The sequence below is a fragment of the Paraburkholderia sp. BR10872 genome, assembly GCF_040965835.1.
GTDB classification, from domain to species: domain Bacteria; phylum Pseudomonadota; class Gammaproteobacteria; order Burkholderiales; family Burkholderiaceae; genus Paraburkholderia; species Paraburkholderia nodosa_A.
Genome location: NZ_JBFRCN010000011.1, coordinates 67,832 through 89,805, shown reverse-complemented (window position 1 = coordinate 89,805; position 21,974 = coordinate 67,832). Strand labels below are relative to the sequence as shown.

Here is a 21,974-nt window from a genome sequence, read left to right as displayed (position 1 = left end):
TCGACGCAAAAAATTTCCGCCAGCCACCGCATCCACAAGCCGTCATCACCTGGCGCGTCTGCTTCCTCAACGCGGTTGTAAGCCTTGCGCCATGTTCGTGTCACGCCGGGGTGTGATTCTCCGCTGGCAACCGGGCAAGCGCACGTATTCAAACATCAACGCTCTGTGCCTGGCTCCGGTCGTTGCACGGTCGTCCGCCTCAATTCCGTAAGCCAACATGTCTGCCTCCGGTTCGGTTCACCGTTCCGAGGCCCGGCCGCGTATTGAATCAGGACTGCTACTTTTAAACCGATAACATCTATCCAATGAGAATGAGGGGAACATGAGCGCGATGTTTCTCGAGTCAGTCTGGAACTATCACTTGCAGACGAACGTAATCGACATGCATATCAGCAACCTGCGGCGCAAGTTGAGCTTCAACGGGCGGCTCTCGGCGATGGTCGTTACGGTGCGCAACGCGGGCTACATCATCCATGCAACGGCTTAAGAGGCGCGGGCATGCGCGAATGAGGAGCGTCGGCTGGCTGCTGGTGGCGTTCGTCGGCTCGGCGATCATGCTCTTCGCGCTTCTCTACTGGCTCCCGATGAAAGGGAGTCCCAGCGCGCTCCGGCATCCGCGCCCGGCATACGGTCTCGCGTTGCCAAGCCCGGTCGTTGGACGCGTGCTCGCTGGTATTGCGCATCCGCGGAGTAGTCCTGACAGAAGGCGGCCGCGTCTTGCGCGGACACGCAGTGTTTGCGTTGCAAGCCATCGCGACGTCAAATGGACATCGGAACACGCGTGTTTCGTTTCCTCTGCATTGCCGCGGAAACTGACGCGTCTCCATTTGTTCGGCGCTCGCCGCTCTTCGATCGCTTTTCTCACAAGTCCCGACCCGCCACTGCCCCGTATCGAACCGCATCAGCCAGTCGGCTCGACATTCGTTATAACATCGTAGACCGTGTTTTAACCGGTACCCTCTGGAGGCAGCATGCGACCCGACAGAATCATGTTTATCCGCCACGCGGATAAACCCGCCGCAAATGAAGGTATGGGAATCGAAGCGGACGGCCAGCCTGACGCGGAGAGCCTTTGCGTTCGCGGTTGGCAGCGTGCTGGCGCTCTGGCGCGATTCTTTTGCCCAATCGAGAAAGCGCATGCGGCGCAACTCAAACCAGCCACCGTATTCGCTGCGGGTGCAGATCCTTCGAGCAAGAGCAAGCGCTCGATGCAAACTGTGGCGCCCCTTGTTTCGCTGCTGCGTGAGACATCGCAGGTCGACTACGTCACGACTTATCTGAAAGACGACGGTCGAGCGCTAATGGCAGACGTACTCACTCGCGCGGGCGTCGTGTTGATCGCATGGGAGCACAAAGTGCTGCCGTCGCTCATCGGGCACATGCCGCGCGCGCCCATCGTCCCTGCAACGTGGCCCGATGACCGTTTCGACGTCGTATGGATATTCGATCGCACCGGGGACAACTGGTCATTTTCGCAGCTCCCTCAATTGCTACTTGCGGGCGACTCGACCGTGCCGATCCGCTAGGCATTACTTTTTGGTTTCGGTCCGTTCTCGCATTACCTCAGATTGGTTTCATCCGATATTAAGAATCGGAGCATGCCGCAGCTACAGATCGCGCAAAACTACAAGAGATATGACGGAGAGAGACCGTCATTCGTAAGTTTATTGCCGTTTTTTCCTGACTTCGGCGAAGAAAGCGGGCGCCCAATGTCTTCCCAAAAAATGGAGAAGCGGCATGGATGTTATCGTGATTGTGTAGCGGCTCATGCTACAAACCTGCCGTCCCTGAACATCGTCCCGATGCGTTCCGGCATTTCGCGTCACCACAGGAGGGCCCTTGAACGTGCCAACTTCGCAGATCCCATCCGCGCAACAACAAGCACTCGCGGTCGAACCGCAATCGATCGATGCACCCTGCTCGGCGGCCGCCGCTTTCCTCGTACTCGTGGTCAAAGACGACAACGCGTCGATCGCTCTCGCTCGATCCGTCATCGCCAGCACCGACGATCTTGTCAAAGACGTCCGGATTCGAGCCAGCGGTGGCCACTTTAGCTGTAACGTAGGGATCTCACATCGCGCCTGGGGGCCACTCACCGGGAAGCCGTTGCCGAAGGAGCTCAGACCGTTCCAGGAAGTACGGGGCGCGACTCACACCGCCGTCGCAACCGCGGGCGATCTGCTTTATCACGTACGCGCGGAATCGACGGACGTCATCGTCGAATTCGAAAGAATTCTCCTCGAAGCCTTCGGCACCGCAGTCGAAGTCATTGACGACGTGGCGGGATTCCGTTATTTCGACGGACGCGATCTGCTGGAATTCGTCGATGGCACCGCGAACCCCGATGGTCTCGATCTGCCCGACGCAACAATAATCGCGGAGGAAGACCCGGATTATGCCGGCGGCAGTTATGTCGTGATCCAGAAGTATCTGCACGACATGGCTGCCTGGCGAGCACAAAGCGTGGAGACGCAAGAATCCATCATAGGTCGAAAAAAATTCGATAATGTCGAGCTGGCGGACGCGACGACGGGCCAGAAATCGCACAAGACGCTCTGCACCATTGAAGATGCAGACGGAGAACACGATATTCTCCGCGACAACATGCCGTTCGCCGCGCCGGGGCGTAACGAGTACGGCACCTATTTCATTGGCTATTCACGCCATCTGTGGGTGATAGAAAAAATGCTCGAGCGAATGTTTATCGGTGATCCGCCACCGCTCCACGACCGGATTCTGGACTTCTCAAAGGCCGTAACGGGGGTGACGTTCTTTGCGCCGGCGCGACAATTTTTAAGCAGCATCGCAGGGTGATCGCGGCTACTTCCCGTCGCGTGGCGGAGTAAGTGAAAAGCGGGCGAAGTCAGCGGCCGGCATCGCGCTCGCTTTCCTCCTGTACCGTTAGGATTGCCTCGGGCAGTATCTTCAGTCGCTCGATGGGAATAGGTTCGCCGCTATTGTCGGAATACCCATAGGTGCCTTCGGCGATCTTTTCAAGCGCACGCTGGATGTCGGCGATCCTGCGGTCGTTCACGCTGCGCAGCGCCTGATTGGCGATATCCTGCTCCATCTTCTGGGCATCGTCCTCGAACTCCCTCGCCTCGTCGCCGGACGCCTCCTCTTGATTGCGCTCGGCCGAAATCGTCCCTTCTTCACCGCCGAGCACCTCGCGTTGCATCGCCAGCAAGCGCTGACGCTGATTCTCGATGAACGCTTCGCTCAATATCTGGCCAGTCATAGCGATTCTCCCGAAGACCCGTCAATGACACTGCGAGCTAGTGAACCAAACCCTTGAATATTGTCGTCAAACTTGCGGCCATCATTTCGACTGCGATGGCTGCCAGTATCATACCCATCAGACGTCTGGCGAGTGCCGTCACCTTGGCAGACAGAAAGCGCCCGAGATACGGCGCGGAAAACAACGCAACGGCCAGCAATGCGAGGAATACGACCAGCCCAATGGCGAGACTCCCAATCTCTCCGTTGGCGGCTGCGGCGTGCCCGAACACGACCAGCGTGGCGATCGTGCCGGGGCCGACAAGAAGAGGCGTCGTCAGCGGGAAGATCGCCACGTCCTGATCATAGCCGCTCTCCCCCACTTCGCGTTGCTGCGGCGTGTGCTGCGCGCTGGGCGAGCCGTGTACCATGTCCAGCGCGATCAGCAATACAAGCAAGCCTCCCGCGAGACGGAAATCGTCGATGCTGACCCCAAACACGTTGAGGATCGTCTCTCCCAGCGTGACGGAGATGGCACAGCCAATTGTCACGCCGATAAAGGTTGTGGCCGCAACGGCCCGCTTCTTCCCTTCCGCCATCCCTTCGGTTAGCGAAAGAAAAACCGGGATGTTCGCGACGGGATTCATGATCGCAAAGAGCGAGGAGAAGACCTTCATCGAAAACGTGAAGTCGATGGCCATGAGTAACCTCGTGATCGCAGTCCACCCTACGATTCCAACGCGTACCGTTCGACGAACGCAGCAGACGCTTCAATCCAGCCCGGGCCGCCCGCCTTCGCGACAGGCTCGTGAGCGCCGCTTCGAGCATATCACCACGAATCGGCCACTGACGGCTTCGATGAGAGTCGGCCCACAGGCTCGCCATCGAGCTTGAAAATGGCAACGCATGTACACAGTACCTGTGCCTGCTGCGCCATGGTCTGTGCCGCGGCAGCCAGTCCCGAAATAAAATCTCCCTCATCTCTTCCGATACTTGGCATCACGTGTAAGTCCGGTGTTCGCGGGCCTGCTGGACCAATCCGTCTTGCTTGCTCGCGCGTGCCGGTGCCATAATCAGTTTCCTGACGACCAGCGGGAGTCAATCGTGGCGCTTGAGCGAAAGAGCCGAAGGCACCGTTTTCTGCACGATCTGAAGTGGATGGCCATTCTCTGGTGCGTCGGATTCGGCGCGACCGTTCTACTCACGCTACCGTTTCATTTTCTCGTTATGGCCATGATGAAGAAGTAGGAATACGCAGAGGGTTATTTCACAGAAATCCACTGCGCGCCGCGCCGCATCAGATCGACAAATAACATTCAAGTTGCGTGATGCATGCCGTTGACCAAACGTTGACGGCACATCACGGCCCGGTACAAATGTACGACCGCGCGAACTCGTCCGATATTATGACTTTGGTTGCTGGCTTACCTGAGCAGCACGCTTTCCCTATCGCGCGCACGACGCTGCGAGTTTGCCGACCGTGATGACCGCCTGCTCGATCTCCGGCGACCACGGCGTGCTGTAATTGAGCCGGATATAGTTGCGATAGTTGTCCGAGACGGAAAACATATGGCCCGGTCCGATCGTGATTCCCCGCGCCAGAGCGAGCTGGTAGAGCTTCATCGAATCCACCTTCGCCGGCAATTCGATCCATAACACGTATCCACCCGTCGGACTCGACGTGCGCGTGCCCGCCGGAAAAAAGCGCGCGACCATCGACTTCATCAGATTGGCCTGTTGCGCGTAGTTTTTGCGGATGCGCCTCAAGTGATGCTCGTAACCATCCCGTTCGAGATATTCGGCGATCGCGAGTTGGGGAATCACCGAAGTCGTCAGCGTATTGAGAAACTTCAGCTTTTCGACTTCGTCGCGATAACGGCCGGGTAAAGCCCAGCCGATGCGATACGCCGCTGTCAGACTCTTCGAAAATGACCCACAGTGAAGCACCATGTTCTTTTTGTCATACGACTTGAGCGTGGTGGGATGCGAATCGCCGAAATACAGTTCGTTGTACACACCATTTTCGATCACCGGTATCCCCGCCTTCGCAAGCAGGGCGACAAGTTCGCGCTTGCGCTCGTCAGGCATCTGAAACCCGAGCGGATTCTGGAAATTCGGCATCACCATGCAGGCGGCAATCGGCCCTGATTCAATGATCTTCTCCAGCGCCTCTATTTCGATGCCGTACTCGGGGTGCGTTGCCACCTCGATCGCCTTCATGCCCGAGCGCTCGATGGCGTGAAGCATGGCGTAGAACGTGGGCGATTCCACGGCGATCACGTCGCCCGGTTTGGCGACCGCCTGCAGACACAGATTGATGGCCTCCGTCGCCCCCACCGTCACGATGATCTCGTTGGGGTCCACGGCCATGCCGTTTTCGAGGTACCGCCGGGCAATTTGCCGGACCAGTTCCGGTGTGCCCGGCGGCAGCGCGTTGGTCACGCCCCATAGTGACTTCCTGCGTCCCGCGGCCGACGCGTAGCGGTTGAGCTTTTCATAGGGAAAAAGCTGCGGGTCCGGATACGGCGAACCGAGCGGCACAGCGTCGTCGGCGCCGATGGAGCGCAGCGTGGACAGCACGAGGCGGCTCACATCGACCGTCGCCGACACCGCAATCGGCCGGCTCGTGCGCAATTCGTCCGAATGCGTGCGTCCTTCGCCCACGCGCGTGCTCACAAAGTATCCGGACTGCGGGCGGCTCTCGAGCACGCCGCGGCTTTCCAGCAGCAGATAGGCGCGTATCACGGTGGTAATGCTGATGCGGTGCTGCTGGCTCGCCTGGCGAACCGACGGCACTCGGTCGCCGGGGCGGTAGACGCCCTTGCGAATCAGCGTCTCGATATCGTCCGCGAGTTTTTCATAGAGTTTCACTGTGGCCTCCCCGGCAATCCCTCACAGCACAGTTCATACAGTGTACTGCGGCGGACGAAACTGTACTCCATGTTCCAGGTGGATTGGCTGTGTCATGCAAGCCCCTCTTAACTTCTACGCTTGCGCCTATCCAGATACCGCGCACACCCTCATGGGCACATCGGGCCGCGCAAGCAACGAAGCTGCGTTCCTCTATCAGCTGTTCGTACGCATGTACGGCACCAACAATTTCCCCGACTGCTAGAACATGCGCCATGAGGCCACGAGCCGCGGCCTGCCGACAACGGTCGGCATCGGCAATCGTCGCCGTATTCACGCCCGTGGCCGCCGCCGCCTCGGACAGCACCACGCTTACGCCTATGCTGTTCGGCATTGGTATCGTGTTTCCGGTCATCATCGGGTACAACCTCTATCTGTTCCGAGGCAAGGTGGTACCGGTCAAGCACTAACGCCTGCGCTCCCGATAGCTAATATCGGTTAGGCGGCAGTTCACGACAACGCGCTGCATCCCTAGAATGGGGTGGAGAATTTTAGCTCCACCTCATTTTTGTTTGGACGATGGTCATGTGACGGTGTCTGTCCAGCAATGGAGATCGAGATATTCGAATATACACAACGATAAAATAAAAAGTCGAAGTTAATAAGTTAATTCTTGTTCCGAATTCGGGATTGCCTAGAATCAAGCGTGGCACGCCGGATATCATCCGCGGACTTGTGCGGTCCCGGTATGGCATTGTCCCGGCTTTTCGCAGCGTGCGTAGAAAACCCAATGGAGTTTCCCATGACGAAACTACGTGATGTGCCCGGCGTCCATCCCTACACCGGCCCCGCCGGCGGCTGGGGCGCGCTCAAAGCAACCGCGCAGGCGATTCACGATCAAATGGAAAGCATCGAGGCGCCCATTACGCTGATGCGGACCAATCAACCCGATGGTTTCGATTGCCCCGGCTGTGCGTGGCCCGACAAGGAACACCGGTCCACGTTCCAGTTCTGCGAGAACGGTGCAAAGGCGGTGACCTGGGAAGCCACCACGAAGCGGGTGACGCCGGAATTCTTCGCTGCGAACACAGTCAGCTCGCTGCTGCAGAAAACGGACTATGAGCTCGAAGACATGGGGCGGCTCACACATCCTCTTGTATACGACCGCGCCACCGACAAGTTTCAGCCCGTCGACTGGGAAGACGCATTCGCGCGCATTGGTGAGATCCTGCGCTCGCTTACGCCGGACCAGGTCGAGTTCTATACGTCCGGACGCGCATCCAACGAGGCGGCGTTTCTGTATCAACTATTCGCACGCGAGTACGGAACGAACAATTTCCCCGATTGCTCGAACATGTGCCACGAGCCGACCAGCGTTGGTCTGCCGCAATCGATCGGGATCGGCAAAGGGACTGTCTCTCTCGAAGATTTCGATTCGACCGAACTCATTCTTTCCATCGGTCACAACCCGGGCACGAACCATCCGCGCATGATGGGCACGCTGCACGAAGCTGCGCGGCGAAACGTGCCGATCATCGTCTTCAATCCGCTGCGCGAGCGCGCGCTCGAACGCTTTGCCGATCCGCAAAGCATGATTGAAATGGCGACGTTCGGCTCGACCCGCATCGCGTCGACCTACTTTCAGCTGGACGCCGGCGGCGACGCGGCCGCGCTCAAGGGCGTCATGAAAGCGCTGCTGCAGATGGAGTCGGAGCAAGGCGACATACTCGACAAGGCGTTCATCGCTCAGCACACCGAAGGCTTCGACGCCTTCGCGGCGGACCTCGAAGCCACTTCGTGGGAAGACATCGAGAAAGCCAGTGGCCTTACGCGGCCCGACCTCGAACATGTCGCGATCGCCTACGCCAAATCGAACGCGACGATCGTCACGTACGGCATGGGCGTCACGCAGCACAATAAAGGCACCGCCAACGTGCGCTTGATCGCCGATCTGCTGTTGCTGCGCGGCAATTTCGGCAAGCCCGGCGCCGGCATCTGTCCGCTGCGCGGCCACTCGAATGTGCAAGGCAACCGCACGGTGGGCATCACCGAAAAGCCGTCGAAAGCGTTTCTCGGGCTGATCGAGAAGGCCTGCGGATTCACGCCGCCCGAAGCGCACGGTCATGACGCGGTGCAAGCCATGCAAGCCATGATCGACGGCAAGGCCAAGGCGCTGCTCTGCCTGGGAGGCAATTTCGCCGTTGCGCTACCCGACTCCGAACAGTCGTTTCCCGCGATGGCTGCACTCGACCTGGGCGTGCACATCGGCACGAAGCTCAATCGAACCCATCTGCTCGTTTCGAAGGAAACCTATCTATTCCCGTGCCTCGGCCGCACGGAACTCGACATGCAGGGTACCGGGCGTCAATCCATCACGGTGGAAGATTCGATGTCCATGGTTCATGCATCGGCCGGCAAGCTCACGCCCGCTTCCGAACAGTTGCGCTCCGAACCCGCGATTGTTGCCGGCATGGCGCGCGCCACGCTGCCCGCCACCAAAGTGGCGTGGATGGACCTGATCGCCGACTATGACAAGATTCGCGATCTGATCGAACAGACCGTACCCGGCTTCGAGGACTTCAACCGGCGCATTCGCGTACCGGGCGGATTCCGCCTGCCGCTTCCGCCAACCGAACGGCAGTGGCACACGCCATCGGGCAAGGCCGAGTTCTCCGTCTATGGCGGCGTGAAGGAAGACGCCGACGTGCTGGGTGCGGAAAACGTGCTGCGGCTCATCACGATCCGCAGTCATGACCAGTACAACACGACGATCTACGCAATGGACGACCGCTACCGCGGCGTGTTTGGACGGCGCGACGTGCTCTTCATGAACGCGGACGACATGGCCGCGTACGGCATCGAACACGGCGATCTTGTCGACATCGAAACGGTCACCTCGGGCCGCAAGCTGCGGCTCAAGAACATCACGGCCATTGTGTACAGCATCGCACGCGGTTCCGTGGCGGCCTATTACCCGGAAGCCAACGTGCTTGTCCCACTGGACTATATCGACAAGGAAAGCGGAACGCCTTCGTACAAGTCAGTGCCCGTGCATGTCGTGCGCGCGGCGGGAAACTAGTCTCATGGTATTCCGGTAGTCCGGCCGGGTGCCCGGCTTCCCGCGGCCGGCCTGTCCTTGGCAGGCAAATGCAGTCGTCACCAGGAGCTCAGAAGAATCATGGACATCTTCGACGCATTTCATCTCGCCAGGCTGCAGTTCGCATTCACCGTCTCGTTTCACATCGTATTTCCGGCGATCAGCATAGGCATGGCAAGCTTTCTCGCCGTGCTCGAATGGCGCCTCCTGCTCACGGGCGATGCGGCCTATAAGGACATGTACCGCTTCTGGTCGAAGATTTTCGCGGTGGGGTTCGGCATGGGCGTGGTCTCGGGCGTCGTGATGGCTTACGAGTTCGGGACGAACTGGAGTGGGTTCTCGACGATTGCGGGCAATATCACGGGTCCACTGCTGACCTATGAAGTCCTGACCGCATTCTTTCTCGAGGCGGGTTTTCTCGGCGTCATGCTGTTCGGCTGGAATCGCGTGAGTCCGAAAGCGCATTTCTTCGCCACGCTCATGGTCGCGATCGGCACGCTCATTTCGACATTCTGGATTCTCTCGTCAAACAGCTTCATGCAAACACCGCAAGGCTACGCGATTCAGAATGGCCGCATCGTGCCGGTGGACTGGTGGAAGGTGATCTTCAATCCTTCGTTCCCGTTCCGTCTGGCGCATATGACCATCGCAGCCTTTATCGTTGCCGGCTTTATCGTGGCCGCCTGCGGCGCGTGGCATTTGCTTCAGGGGCGGCGCGACGTGCCGGTGAAGCGCAGTTTCTCGATGGCGCTGTGGATATTGCTCTTTCTCGCGCCCATTCAGATTCTGGTCGGCGACGCGCACGGCCTCAATACCCGGGAGTATCAGCCGGCGAAGATCGCCGCAATAGAAGGGCTCTGGGAAACCGAGCGCGGCGGCACCGCGCTCAATTTAATCGGCTTTCCCGACATGAACGCGGAAGTGACGCGTTACGCGATCCGCATCCCGCATCTCGGCAGCCTGATTCTCACCCACAGCTGGAACGGCGAAATTCGCGGACTCAAGGAGTTTCCGCCGGAGGATCGCCCGTTTTCGCCAATTATCTTCTGGACGTTCCGCATCATGGCCGGACTCGGCATGCTGATGTTGCTCACCGCCGTGGTCGCACTTTTGCTTCGTCGCGGCGGCCGCCTTTATGAAGCGCGCTGGTTCCAGTGGTTCGTATTGTGCATGGGCCCATCCGGCATTCTGGCACTACTGGCGGGCTGGATTACGACTGAAGTGGGCAGGCAGCCGTGGACCGTGTACGGCATCGTGCGTACCGTCGACTCCATGTCGCCCATCGGCGCGCAGCAGGCGGGTGTTTCGCTGCTGATCTTCGTGATTGTCTATTTTCTCGTGTTCGGAACGGGCGTCTATTACATGCTCAAGATGATGAAAAAGGGTCCGGCCACCGGAGTGGAAAGCATCGAATCGCTCAAGTATCCGGGACTGCACAACCGCGCACTCGACGCTGTGGTGGGGGAATGAGGCCATGCAAATCGATCTTCCTGTGATCTGGGCAATCATCATCGGACTCGGCGTTTTCATCTACGTGATGCTCGACGGCTTCGATCTGGGCATCGGGCTGCTGTTTCCGTTCTTCGAAGGGAAAGCCGAACGCGAGGTGATGCTCAATACCGTCGCGCCGGTATGGGATGGCAACGAAACATTCCTCGTGCTCGGTGGCGCCGGCCTCTACGGCGCGTTCCCGATCGCCTACTCAACGCTGCTGCCCGCCAACTACATGCCGCTGATTCTTATGGTGGTCGGCCTGATTTTCCGTGGCGCGGCGTTCGAGTTGCGCGCAAAAGCCACGCGCACGCAACATGCATGGGATCTCGCGTTCATCGGCGGTTCGGCGCTAGCGGCAATGTGCCAGGGTATCACGCTCGGATCGCTGTTGCAGGGGATCATGATCGTCGACGACAAGTTCGCGGGCGACCCGTTCGACTGGTTCTCGCCGTTTAGCGTTTTCTGCGGTTTCGGCGTCTTGCTCACGTATGCGACGCTCGGCTGCGGCTGGCTGATCCTGAAGACCGACGGCGAACTTCAGCGCAAGATGCGCGTGGTGATGCGCCCGCTGCTCGCGGTTCTGCTCCTCGCGATTGCCATCGTCAGCCTCTGGACGGTGCTAGGCCTGCCCGCCGTGAGACAGCGATGGTTTTTCAGCGGCAATCTCGGCTGGTTCCTGCCGGTGCCGATCCTGGTTGTGCTGTGCGTCGTGGGCATCTACCGCGCGCTTAACCAGAGCCACGAGTCGACCCCCTTCCTGCTCTCCCTGGCAATCTGCTTCCTCGGTTATACCGGCATTATTATCAGCATCTGGCCGTACATCATTCCGCCCTCGCTCACGATCTGGGACGCGTCGTCGAGCCACTCGAGCCAACTGTTCGCCCTCGTCGGCACAATCATCGTGCTGCCGATCATTCTCGTCTACAACGCGATGCAATATCGCGTTTTCCGCGGCAAGGTGCGTGAAGGAGACCATGGCTATCACTGAAGCACGTGATTCCTCGCGGCGCGCGCAAGCTCCGAATAACTACGGCGCGCGCCAGCGAGGAAACCTGAATGGATCACGCATGCCTTAAGGCCAGGCGAACGTATTTCCTTATTCCAGATAATAAAAGTCCATCATGATCGTCCGGCCCCGAGAAAACTGGTTCCGGTTGCTGTTCGTCTGGAACGGCTCGGTTCTGTCATCCATCATCCCACAACTGTGCTTCATGGCGGTGGTGAGTACACTGGCGGTCTTCACGCACGGGCGCGTATTTGGAGAAAAGATCCCGCTCAACACCGCGCCCTTCACCCTGTTCGGCGTCGCACTGGCTATCTTCCTCGCGTTTCGAAACAATGCGAGTTATGAGCGCTTCAACGAAGCGCGGCATCTCTGGGGTGTTTTTCTGATCGCGTCACGCACGCTCACTTCGCAGATGCTTTGTTACATTCCGGAGCGCGCAGACACCTTGCGCATCGCCCAGCTGATTGTCGGATTCATTTACGCCCTCAAGCACGAACTGCGCGGCACCGATCCCACGGTGGATTTACAGCGGCTCCTCGGCCGCGAGCAGGCCGAGATCGTAGGCGGCCAGATCTATCAACCGATGTACATTCTCAACGAAATACGGCGCGAGCTCTCGCTCCCGAAGCATCGCCTTCACACGCCCGACACGAAGCTGTGGATGCTCGACGCACAGATCGACGAACTGGGCAAGGCATTGGGCGGCTGCGAGCGTATCGCAGCAACGCCGATTCCGTTTGCTTATAACGTGTTGTTGCATCGAACCGTCTATGCCTACTGTGTTTTACTGCCGTTCGGGCTCGTGGATTCCACGGAATTTTTTACGCCGCTGCTGTGCGTTTTCATTGCCTATACGCTGATAGCGCTCGAAGCGATTGCCAGTGAAGTCGCCGATCCGTTCAGCGTCGCGCCCAATGCGCTCGCACTCGACGCGATGTCGCGCAATATTGAACGCTCCGTTCTGGAGCTATGTGGATGTCCCGTTCCCGACCCGGTTTCTCCCGTTCGCCCCTATCAGCTTACCTGAGTGGACACGCAAGCTCATTTGAGCCGATCTCCCTGCAACTGTACGGGTTCGATCATGCGTGGTGGAGAAGAGCCCTGACGGAAAGCTGTCCGTTCTTGAGCGGCAAACGCGGTCCTTCTGGGGCACGACGATCGGCGCGGTGACGGGGGCGCTCATCGGCCTGCTCGGTGGGCCGGTCGGCTCGATTATTGGCTTTGCTATGGGGGCGAGCGCCGGGTTGACGGGCCATGCGCTACGTGCGCTGCTTGACGATGAACCGCCATATCGCGCTGCAGAAGGAAGTCTTTCACCCTTGCATCGAGATCGGGTTCGCTGAAAATCAGGAATCCAAATTCATTTTCCACGTGGCACGCGATCGACGTAAGTGCCGGCGCGAGCGGCAGAAAGCGCAACGCGAGCGCGTCCGCAGCCGTGGCACTGTGCAGGCAGCTTGCGCCAGCGCTCCCGGCACTGGGCGATCCAGTTTCCATAACAGTTCAGGGCTGGCCAGTGCTCCAACTGTTATCTACGCTCTTCACCCGGCGCTCGTGCATCCAAACTGTACTCTACTCAGTGAGTGCGATTTGTGCGTTCCACGCATGAGTCCCCCCTCTTACTCTTGTTCCATCGCCACGTCGCCTCTTCTGGATGCGACGCAAGAATTGGAGCTAAAGAAATGAGAGGAATCGTATGTCAACGCCATTTACGGAAGGACGCGCCGCGAATATCCCCGGCCACGGCAGGGAACGCAATGTGAATCTGCTGGAGGCTATGCGGATTTACGTCAGAGTCGTGGAAAGAGGCAGCATCTCGGGCGCAGCGAGAGATCTGGACATCGGCCAGCCGGCCGTCAGCGAGCGCATCGAGCGGCTCGAAAAGTACCTTGGATGCCGCCTGCTGCTGCGCAACGCGCGCGCCTTCAAGTGCACACCTGAGGGAACCATCTTCCATGAACGCAGCAAGGCTGTTCTAGGCGCTGTGGAGCAAGCCGTGGCCGAAGTCTCGAACGACGAACAGGCAATGAAGGGCGCGATCCGTATTGCAGCGCCGCATTGCTTCGGCGAAACCCTTCTGCCGGAGGGCGTCAAGCGCATCCGTGAAAGCTATCCGCGCATCGACATCGAGCTCGTGCTCAACGACAAGGTCACCGATCTTGTCACCGAGGGCGTCGATATCTCGTTTCGTCTCGGACAGCTGGGCGACGGTGCGTACATCGCGTGGCCGCTTGGGGACATCGAACGCGTGCTCGTTGCTTCGCCGGATTATCTGAGCCGCAGCGACGCGATCGACGACCTGGCGGATGTCTCGCGACACAATCTGATCCGCGTGAAGGGTGCTTTCGATGCGGACCTGCTACCCGTCTGCCGGGACGGCGCGCTCATCGATTCCGTGCCGGTTCAGACGATCATCAAGACGACGCATTGGCGTCCGATGTATGAACTCGTCTTGGCTGGACTGGGGCTCGGTGTGCTCGAAGCGCCGGCCGTGAAGGACGCCCTCGCGACCGGCGAACTGGTGCGGGTGCTTCCCCAATATGAAGTGCCCGCGCTTGCCCTGAACCTGCTTATCCAGCCGCAGCGTCCAATTGCCCTGCGGGTCCGTAAAGTCGTCGACACGCTCAGAAGCTACATCTCTGAGGCGTTGAACCAATAGTTAATATCGGAATAATATTCAATGACGCGAGCATCCCGATTGACTATCTTGAAGAGTCCCGGATGATTATCACAGGAGAGGCCATGACTCAGAAACTGATCGTGGCAACGTTTTGCGGACGGCAAGCTGCACGTGCTGACGCAATACAGCGAGCCGCACTGGGGCGTCGTGATCGGCGCAGTAAGCGGTGCGCTGATCGGTCTGTTGGGTGGGCCGCCCGGCGCAATCGCGGGCGCTGTCGCAGGCGCGGGTGCCGGGCTCGCGGGTCGGGCGCTGGAGCACGTTCTGGACAAGAAACTAACGGGCGCGATTGAACTCGAACTCCGTCCGGGGACCTTCGCGCTCATTCTCGAAACCAGGAATCCGCCTGACAATGAAGTGGAGGACGTCGTGCGCGGTTATGGCGGCAAAATCTTCACACAATCTCTATCGTGGTAAGGCGTTGCGTTGCAGCCTGATTCGCACGCGGCACAGCTTCACCATCCCGGGAAAGGGTCGACCGATATGAGTCGCCAACGCCGGACCAGCTTCGGGTCATCGTAGACGAGTGCAAGGTCGCAATCGATCACTACGCCAACAATGTCGACGACAGTTGATGCGGCGCGGTACGGCCACGGTGCATGGCGTGGTTCGACTGCGCTAGCGGGTCCCCTCAATGCGCATCGAGATCGCGGACGATCTGCTGCGCTTCCTGCGAGGTTTCGAGTCTGAAGAACCAGCGCTCCGCGTGCTCGCGAACGGCGACCCACGAGCGATCCTGACGGTCGTTCTTTATGCGGTCGATGAATTTGCAGCCTCGCTCGAGGCCATCCCGATTGGCCTCCGTCTCCGTCAACCATTCCGGCTGGACGGTGTCAGGGCTGCAAACAAACAAACGGCCGTCGCGACGAATCTCCACGTGCGCGATCCAGCCGCCGCGCTCGTTGTTGCGGGATCGTGTCGTTATCACAAACCCGTTGTACGTCACATTCCCGGTTGGCACCATCCGGGGTCTCCGTGATTACGCAGGCTGCTGGTCGTCAATCCGCCGGCGCGGCCGGCCGTCCGGTCGTCGAGGTTCTCATCTCCTGCACTGCGCGATGAATTGCTTCCGTTAGCGTATTGTTAACTTCAATGAGGCTGCGCATTTCGTCCTGCAGTTTCAGGAGTGCCTCGGCGTCCTTGTAGGTTTGCAATGCCTGCTTGTCGGATGCCGCTGCTGCCACCTTCTGGCCGACCATGATTACCGAAAGCAGTACGAGCTGCAAAAAGGTCTGGGCGATCCACGCAACGAGCGCTGAAATGCCGCTTTGGATTGCCGAGGGTAAGCTCACAAGTGCAATCGCCGCAAAGACATAAGCGCACCACATTGTCCCCACCACATTGGTAATGGCGACCGCAATCTTGCCGTTCAGCCCCACATGTTCGTGCGTAGTCAGGTGCGGCCCGGCTTTTTTGGGCGCATCCACACGCGCGCTCGCCTCGTTATCGAATTTCATCACTGAACCCCGTTGGAAAGCGCTACCGGACCGGCGGCAGCTGACGAAACCAAAAATCAAGACCCCGTGATCAGGTCGGGGACGAACGGCGCCTCATGCATTTCGTGTGAGCAATGCAATGCATTTATCGCCACATTGGACAAATCGTACATCGAAATTCACCACGCAAAATTGTCGGGTTCCTCTCCTGAACCCGATACCTGATATCGTGAATTGGCTCGGTCATGAATTCGCCGATATAAAGTATCGGATGGCGAGATGTTCACATCCGCTGAATCCGACAATAGAATTCAATCGTCAAATTGTCCCTTTTTGGTTTCGCCGCGATTTCCCCCAACCCCGGGCGCGGTCTTCCGGATAGTCCACGGTGTATTGAAAGGCGGCTTCTCGCCGTACTGAAACAGTGTGATTCAACGTATTGACTGCGTGGATATCACACATCGTTATTCAGGAGTCTCCCGATGAAGAGGCCAGGTACCGAGCCGCAAGCCGTGATGCGTTCCGTCGGCGCCTTCGCGAACTTTATTGCGGCGACGATCGACCTGCGCTTCGAGTTGGCCGCACACTTGCCCGACAACCGCGACGCCACCACCACGGTCGTGAACAGCGACCCCGGCTCTCGCAACTGGAACGCGCGCGCCATGATACACGCGGGGGCGACTACGAGCTCCATTTCGGCGAGGAGCTTTCCATCGGCTATCTTGGCCACACCGACACTACGGTCAGGCTGTATCTGCGTGAAACGTTCACTTTCTTGATGCCAACAAGCGAAGCGTCGGTGCCGGTTGCCCTTTCACAGGCAACGGACGGCGCCCGCTGACTTCTTCAGGTTAACCCCCAACGGTTAAAGGTGCTTCGATCATGGCTACACTCTGCGATATCTGCCACGCTCGCCCCGCTGTTGCGCGAGTCGTTGTGACCGAGAACGGCGAGCGAAAGTCGCTGTCGATCTGCGACTATCACTATCGACAGCTGATGCGCCACCAAAGCATGCTGAATCCGTTCGACTCTCTGCTCGGCGGGGGCGGCGATCTGTCCGGTCTGCTGAGCGGGTTCGGAGACGAGTCCGGACTGAGCGCGAGTGTGCCTCGAGAGTCCGTCGACGCAACCGATGCATTCAGTGAGCAGACCATGGAGCTGCTCCAGCGCGCGGCGGAAAAGGCCCACGAGTTACACCGCACCGAGCTGGATACGGAGCATCTGCTTTACGTGCTCGCCGACACCGACGTGTGCGCGGCGCTACTGAAAGAGTTGAAGCTCTCTCCCCAGGACATCAAGAGCTATATCGACGAGCACGCAAAGCACGGGACCGCCAGCGACGACGAATCGCTCGAGAGAATGACCGTATCGCCGCGTCTGAAAAAGGCATTTCAGTTCGCATTCCAGGCCTCCCGCGATCTCGGACATTCCTATGTTGGCCCGGAGCATCTGCTGATCGGCCTTGCAGCCGTCCCGGAAAGCCTGGCGGGCACGCTGCTGAAGAAGTATGGCGTAACGGCTGAGGCGCTGCGCCAGAAGGTCGTAAAGGTCGTCGGCAAGGGCGCGGAAGACGGGCGTGTCGAAACACCCACCGGCACGCCGAACCTCGACAAGTTCGGCCGCGACCTTACCGCGCTCGCTCGCCAGGGCAAGCTCGACCCGGTACTCGGTCGCGCTCAGGAAATTGAAAGCACGATTGAAGTGCTAGCGCGCCGCAAAAAGAATAATCCTGTACTCATTGGCGAACCGGGCGTCGGCAAGACCGCGATTGTTGAAGGACTCGCGCAACGCGTCGTGAATGGCGATGTGCCTGAAGTGCTGCGGGGCAAACGCCTCGTCGAGGTCAATATCAATTCGATGGTCGCCGGTGCGAAGTACCGCGGCGAATTCGAGGAGCGCGCCAAACAGTTGATCGACGAGGTGACGGCCAAGCAGGACGAACTGATTTTGTTCATCGATGAGCTGCATACCATCGTCGGTGCCGGACAGGGCGGCGGTGAAGGTGGCCTCGACATCGCGAACGTCTTGAAACCCGCGCTTGCGCGCGGCGAACTGAGCCTCATCGGTGCGACTACGCTCAACGAGTACCAGAAGTACATCGAGAAGGACGCGGCGCTGGAACGTCGATTCCAGCCGGTGCTCGTTCCAGAACCCAGCGTCGAGCAGACCATCGTGATCTTGCGCGGCCTGCGGGACAAGCTTGAAGCGCACCACCAGGTAACGTTCTCTGATGACGCATTCGTCGCTGCCGCGGAGTTTGCAGACCGCTATATCACCTCGCGCTTTCTCCCGGACAAGGCCATCGACCTGATCGATCAGGCCGCCGCGCGCGTGCGCATCGGCGCCACGTCCCGGCCGGCCGACATCCAGGAACTCGAAGCGGAAGTTGCCCAGCTCAAGCGCGAGCAGGACTACGCGTCGTCGCGCAAGCGCTTCGACGAGGCCAAGGCATTCGAGGAACGCATCAACGACAAGCAGAAACAGCTCGATGAGCAGATGGAATCATGGCAGCGTAAAACCGGCACAGAAACACTGGAAGTTACGGTAGCGTCCGTCGCAGAGGTCGTCTCGCGCCTTACCGGTATTCCTGTTGCCGAGCTCACGCAGGAGGAACGTCAAAAACTTCTGAAGATGGAAGACAAGTTGCGAGAGCGCGTGGTCGGTCAGGACGACGCGGTCGTGGCGGTGAGCGATGCCGTTCGCCTGTCACGCGCGGGCTTGGGTCAGGAGCACCGCCCCATTGCAACGTTCCTTTTTCTCGGGCCGACGGGGGTTGGCAAAACCGAGCTCGCAAAGGCGCTTGCGGAGAGCGTTTTTGGGGACGAGCAGGCAATTATCCGTATCGACATGAGCGAATACATGGAGCGCCATGCCGTCGCCCGGCTTATCGGCGCTCCGCCTGGATACGTGGGTTACGACGAAGGCGGACAGCTCACCGAGCGCGTGCGGCGGCGCCCGTATAGCGTAATCCTCCTCGACGAGATCGAGAAAGCGCACCCCGATGTCTACAACGTCCTTCTGCAGGTGTTCGACGACGGTCGTCTCACCGACGGCAAGGGCCGCGTGGTCGATTTCAGCAACACGATCATCATCGCGACGAGTAATTTGGGCGCCTCGATCATCATGGATAACCTCGAGCAGCCAGAGGCGCAGCGCAAGGGCGAAAAGGAGGTGCGCGAGGAGCTGATGAAGGTGCTCAAGGGCCACTTCCGTCCAGAGTTCCTCAACCGGATCGACGATATCATCGTGTTCCATTCCCTTTCAAAGGAGAATATTCGCGCGATCGTACAGATTCAGCTCGATCGCGTAGTTCGCACTGCAGCCGCACAGGACATCACGCTCAAGGTGAGCGAGTCGCTGGTGGACCATCTGGTCAATGTCGGCTATCAACCGGAATTCGGTGCGCGCGAACTGAAACGGCAAATCCGCCAGGAAGTGGAAACACGCCTTGCAAGGGAAATACTCGGCGACACGCTCAAATCCGGCGATAGCGTGGCAATTGACTACGACAAAGAAAGCGAAGAAGTGAAATTTAACAAGCTCGAGCCGGCGGCCACGTCTGAGCCGCAGATAGGCAATGGCGCTGAGTCTAAAGAAGACGCAGACAAGGCCGCACCTTCGACCGGAGCCGCCTCCGGCAAGGGGCGCAAAAAGCGTAGCGACAAAGAGTCGGGGCGGAACGCCAGCTAAATAGTCAGGAATGAAGTGGCGCCCGGTGGTTAAACCGTTAATTCTTTAACCTCCGGCGCCCATTCTCAAATTTTTCCACGGTATTGAACGACATCGGGCGATGGACAGACCCCCACGGGAACCATTCGTATTGGTGCTCCCCATTGTTTCGGCGAAGTGCTGCTGCCCTCCGCGCTGGGATTCGTGCACGAAGCCTATCCGCAACTGGACATTGACCTCGCGTTAAATGACAGGGTCGTCGAACTCTATACCGAAGGGATCGACATCTCGTTTCGCCAGGGTCCGGTGGGTGACGGTACATTCCATGCGTTCCGTCTGGGTCATGTGGAACGAACTCTTGTCGCCTCGCCGGATTATCTCGCCGGGCATGCGCCGATAGGGGAACCCTCCGACCTGACCGGGCACGCGTTCATCCGCATCAAGTCGATGTTCGGCACCGATCACCTACCGCTTTCCGACGAGTTCGCAAAGCGCGATAACGTCGCGATCCGTACCACCATTACGACGAACCACTGGAGGGCGATGTATCAGATGATCAGGAACGGGATGGGGATCGGAGTCGTCGAGACCTTTGCGTGTGTCGACGCGCTCGCCAGCGGAGAACTCGTGCCGCTATTGCCTCAGTATTGTGTCCCGCCCCAGGAACTGCATCTGCTGATTCGGGCGCAAAGACCGATTCCCACGCGCGTGCATACGGTCGCCGAGATCATGAAACAGTGCGTGCCCGATCTGCTCCGCACACTGACCGTGAACGACTGCCCTGAGCGCGAACCATACCGCGCCGGCTAGGCATGATCCATGCCGGGATACAGCGAGTTCGCTTTGGTGGTTCTCACTCGGGCTCCGGTAGATTCGCCAGTACAGCCTTTCGGATATGCCCAATGGAAAGCGCTACCGAATTTCGGTCAAACGCGAAGGCGGAGGCGGAACAATTCCGCCGGGGTTTGTTTCGTGCCTGCTGGCCTACTGCGATGAATGCCGTCTGCTCATCCCCCGAGTTCCTGGAACGCATGCCCGTTCGCCTCCAGGCTCTTCAGCGTTTCAGCATCGAGCTCGCTTTGCCAGATGTGACCGGAAAACTGCCACTCTTTTGGGTCGGCAAGATCCGGCAAACCCATGCCTTTGCGCACATAAAGTCCTAGCGTCGGCTTGGCGAGATTGATATAGAAGTCGAACTCCTGCTGCTGTTGCGGTGCGGGGGTCGTTGCGGGTTGCTGCGGTTCCATGAGTCCTCCTCCTGGCGGTGTTGCGAGCACGCCGTGATGCGCATCCCTATTCTTTCCCGACCTGGGTCAGCCATCGTTTTCACAAAGACGAGGATACATCTTTCGGGCGCAGCATACGCCGTTGGATGAGTAGCTTTCATGTCGATCGCAGGCTTTGCGGACCTCTTAAAGAATCGATGAGCAATGCATCGATACAATAAGATACGTATTCCTATCTAAACCGTAGGAATATACCCTCGCGTCGCCCCGACGTCCCCCCCGCGGTGCATGGCCGGGTACGATTTTCACCAGAGAAAGCTTTGACACACGAGCCTCAGCAGAAGCTCCAGTCGGAAGCGCAACGCCACGCTCAAGCAGCGGAGGCCTCCCTCCCCGGAGCGAGGCCGCCGTACATCCGCTCGCACAGTCCAACGCTTGCACCGAGCTTCCTCGACAGTTCCGATGCGGCGCGCAGCATCACTGTCGCGATGTCCCCCGACGTACGCGCGGCGTCGAGCCGCGACGCCGGTCCGGAGAGCGTGAGCGCAGCCATGAACTTGTCGCCGGACCCGAAGATGGGTGCCGCGAATGCAGCCGTATGGAGATCGCGCGCCCCCGACGTGAAAAGCGGCAGCTCAGGCGTCGTGTCGAATATCGCTTCGCCTAGCCCCCAGAATCTCAAGACCTGACCGATCGCCGTATCGTCGAGCGCGAACACGGTGCCGGGCAGCCGCGTTTCGCGCAGACCTTCGGATGGCTCCGCGCGGAACAGGCAAAGGCGCTGCGAGTGATCGATGACGTAGTACGACGCACTCTCCTTCGTCGACGTCGCGAGCGCATGAAGTGCCGGCTCGACCACCGACGAAAGATGGAACGACTGCTCATAGAGCTTGCCGAGATACAGCACGCGCGGCCCCAGCGAATACGAGCCGCTGTCCGAGCGGATCACGTAGTTCATGCGCTCTAGCGAATTCATCAGGCGATAAACAGTCGTCTTATGCATGCCCGATGCTTGCGACAGCGCCGCGAGCGACAGCGACTCGGCACCCGGCTTGAAGATGTCGAGTAGCGAAAGCGCCTTCTCGACAGACTGCACCCCTTCGTTTCCCATCGTCCCCCTCCAATTTCTGTTGCTCGATTGTACATCGTACAACATTCTGCCCCCGGCGTTTTACTATGTACAACTGTGTTGTACATCGCGGAGGGTAAACGAGGATAGCAGGTGCGCCTTACGCACCGTTATAGTGATTTCACATTGTACAACGGTGTTGTACTGCGTACAACGCAATCGAAGAGGTTG

General features: G+C 59.0%; 20 protein-coding genes and 4 pseudogenes. 16 read left to right on the top strand and 8 right to left on the bottom strand.

The features are described from left to right. Window positions 1-322: 322 nt before the first annotated feature. The 3 genes from AB4Y43_RS11770 to AB4Y43_RS11760 all read left to right on the top strand — a co-directional run bounded on the left by AB4Y43_RS11770 (window position 323) and on the right by AB4Y43_RS11760 (window position 2,814). Entirely contained in the window at window positions 323-487 is a 165-nt protein-coding gene (locus tag AB4Y43_RS11770) for a helix-turn-helix domain-containing protein (protein ID WP_368727857.1), read from the top strand. Window positions 488-989: 502 nt separating this feature from the next. Further along, entirely contained in the window at window positions 990-1,526 is a 537-nt protein-coding gene (locus AB4Y43_RS11765) for a phosphoglycerate mutase family protein (RefSeq protein WP_368727856.1), read from the top strand. A 319-nt stretch (window positions 1,527-1,845) separates the two neighbouring features. Beyond that, on the top strand, window positions 1,846-2,814 hold the full coding sequence (locus AB4Y43_RS11760; protein ID WP_368727889.1) for a Dyp-type peroxidase: 969 nt from the start codon (window positions 1,846-1,848) through the stop codon (window positions 2,812-2,814). Between the two features lie 49 nt (window positions 2,815-2,863). On the opposite strand, the gene AB4Y43_RS11755 is transcribed toward AB4Y43_RS11760, so the two are convergent. From AB4Y43_RS11755 to AB4Y43_RS11745, 3 genes are all read right to left on the bottom strand, one after another. After that, complete coding sequence (locus AB4Y43_RS11755) at window positions 2,864-3,238, bottom strand: TraR/DksA family transcriptional regulator (protein WP_368727855.1); 375 nt, start codon at window positions 3,236-3,238, stop codon at window positions 2,864-2,866. A 37-nt stretch (window positions 3,239-3,275) separates the two neighbouring features. Further along, on the bottom strand, window positions 3,276-3,917 hold the full coding sequence (locus tag AB4Y43_RS11750) for a MarC family protein (protein ID WP_368727854.1): 642 nt from the start codon (window positions 3,915-3,917) through the stop codon (window positions 3,276-3,278). Between the two features lie 745 nt (window positions 3,918-4,662). Beyond that, entirely contained in the window at window positions 4,663-6,087 is a 1,425-nt protein-coding gene (locus AB4Y43_RS11745) for a PLP-dependent aminotransferase family protein (RefSeq protein ID WP_368603002.1), read from the bottom strand. 94 nt (window positions 6,088-6,181) lie between these two features. Between AB4Y43_RS11745 and AB4Y43_RS11740 the strand changes: the two genes are divergently transcribed. From AB4Y43_RS11740 to AB4Y43_RS11700, 9 genes and pseudogenes are all read left to right on the top strand, one after another. After that, window positions 6,182-6,331: a hypothetical protein gene (locus tag AB4Y43_RS11740; protein ID WP_368727892.1), complete on the top strand. Its 150-nt coding sequence runs from the start codon at window positions 6,182-6,184 to the stop codon at window positions 6,329-6,331. A gap of 85 nt (window positions 6,332-6,416) precedes the next feature. Next, window positions 6,417-6,536: pseudogene (locus AB4Y43_RS11735) on the top strand (cytochrome BD ubiquinol oxidase subunit II); the annotation flags it as partial. A gap of 332 nt (window positions 6,537-6,868) precedes the next feature. Next, entirely contained in the window at window positions 6,869-9,145 is a 2,277-nt protein-coding gene (locus AB4Y43_RS11730) for an FdhF/YdeP family oxidoreductase (RefSeq protein WP_368603001.1), read from the top strand. A 99-nt stretch (window positions 9,146-9,244) separates the two neighbouring features. After that, a complete protein-coding gene (locus tag AB4Y43_RS11725) occupies window positions 9,245-10,633 on the top strand; it encodes a cytochrome ubiquinol oxidase subunit I (protein WP_342946405.1) in 1,389 nt (462 codons plus the stop codon). Between the two features lie 4 nt (window positions 10,634-10,637). Further along, a complete protein-coding gene (gene cydB / locus AB4Y43_RS11720) occupies window positions 10,638-11,645 on the top strand; it encodes a cytochrome d ubiquinol oxidase subunit II (protein WP_368727853.1) in 1,008 nt (335 codons plus the stop codon). Between the two features lie 133 nt (window positions 11,646-11,778). After that, window positions 11,779-12,690: a bestrophin family protein gene (locus AB4Y43_RS11715; protein WP_368727852.1), complete on the top strand. Its 912-nt coding sequence runs from the start codon at window positions 11,779-11,781 to the stop codon at window positions 12,688-12,690. Between the two features lie 58 nt (window positions 12,691-12,748). Continuing rightward, window positions 12,749-13,006 carry a hypothetical protein gene (locus tag AB4Y43_RS11710; RefSeq protein ID WP_176732928.1) on the top strand — a complete coding sequence of 86 codons (258 nt, stop codon included), beginning with the start codon at window positions 12,749-12,751 and terminating at the stop codon, window positions 13,004-13,006. 416 nt (window positions 13,007-13,422) lie between these two features. After that, window positions 13,423-14,322 (top strand): LysR family transcriptional regulator, encoded by a 900-nt coding sequence (locus tag AB4Y43_RS11705; RefSeq protein ID WP_368727888.1) that lies wholly within the window; start codon window positions 13,423-13,425, stop codon window positions 14,320-14,322. Window positions 14,323-14,454: 132 nt separating this feature from the next. Next, window positions 14,455-14,760, top strand: coding sequence for a DUF1269 domain-containing protein (locus AB4Y43_RS11700; protein WP_342946408.1), 306 nt, complete (start codon window positions 14,455-14,457; stop codon window positions 14,758-14,760). Window positions 14,761-14,974: 214 nt separating this feature from the next. Here AB4Y43_RS11700 and AB4Y43_RS11695 read toward each other — a convergent pair whose 3' ends face one another. The 3 genes from AB4Y43_RS11695 to AB4Y43_RS11685 form a co-directional block, all read right to left on the bottom strand. Continuing rightward, window positions 14,975-15,307 carry a DUF6566 family protein gene (locus tag AB4Y43_RS11695; RefSeq protein ID WP_069266285.1) on the bottom strand — a complete coding sequence of 111 codons (333 nt, stop codon included), beginning with the start codon at window positions 15,305-15,307 and terminating at the stop codon, window positions 14,975-14,977. A gap of 34 nt (window positions 15,308-15,341) precedes the next feature. Continuing rightward, window positions 15,342-15,800 carry a hypothetical protein gene (locus tag AB4Y43_RS11690; RefSeq protein WP_218108667.1) on the bottom strand — a complete coding sequence of 153 codons (459 nt, stop codon included), beginning with the start codon at window positions 15,798-15,800 and terminating at the stop codon, window positions 15,342-15,344. A 433-nt stretch (window positions 15,801-16,233) separates the two neighbouring features. Continuing rightward, window positions 16,234-16,473, bottom strand: coding sequence for a hypothetical protein (locus AB4Y43_RS11685; protein ID WP_368727891.1), 240 nt, complete (start codon window positions 16,471-16,473; stop codon window positions 16,234-16,236). On the opposite strand from AB4Y43_RS11685, the pseudogene AB4Y43_RS11680 reads away from it, so the two are divergent. From AB4Y43_RS11680 to AB4Y43_RS11665, 4 genes and pseudogenes are all read left to right on the top strand, one after another. Further along, window positions 16,447-16,620 (top strand): annotated as a pseudogene (locus tag AB4Y43_RS11680) (encapsulin); the annotation flags it as partial. The gene AB4Y43_RS11685 and the pseudogene AB4Y43_RS11680 overlap by 27 nt on opposite strands. Before the next feature lie 41 nt (window positions 16,621-16,661). Next, window positions 16,662-19,469 (top strand): ATP-dependent Clp protease ATP-binding subunit, encoded by a 2,808-nt coding sequence (locus AB4Y43_RS11675; protein ID WP_368602995.1) that lies wholly within the window; start codon window positions 16,662-16,664, stop codon window positions 19,467-19,469. Window positions 19,470-19,586: 117 nt separating this feature from the next. Continuing rightward, a pseudogene (locus AB4Y43_RS11670) lies at window positions 19,587-20,258 on the top strand (substrate binding domain-containing protein); the annotation flags it as partial. 46 nt (window positions 20,259-20,304) lie between these two features. Beyond that, window positions 20,305-20,430: pseudogene (locus AB4Y43_RS11665) on the top strand (nitric oxide dioxygenase); the annotation flags it as partial. Window positions 20,431-20,455: 25 nt separating this feature from the next. Here AB4Y43_RS11665 and AB4Y43_RS11660 read toward each other — a convergent pair. After that, complete coding sequence (locus AB4Y43_RS11660; RefSeq protein ID WP_368727851.1) at window positions 20,456-20,695, bottom strand: hypothetical protein; 240 nt, start codon at window positions 20,693-20,695, stop codon at window positions 20,456-20,458. A 349-nt stretch (window positions 20,696-21,044) separates the two neighbouring features. Beyond that, window positions 21,045-21,785, bottom strand: a complete 741-nt coding sequence (locus AB4Y43_RS11655) for an IclR family transcriptional regulator (RefSeq protein WP_368602993.1) — start codon at window positions 21,783-21,785, stop codon at window positions 21,045-21,047. Window positions 21,786-21,974: the final 189 nt, after the last annotated feature.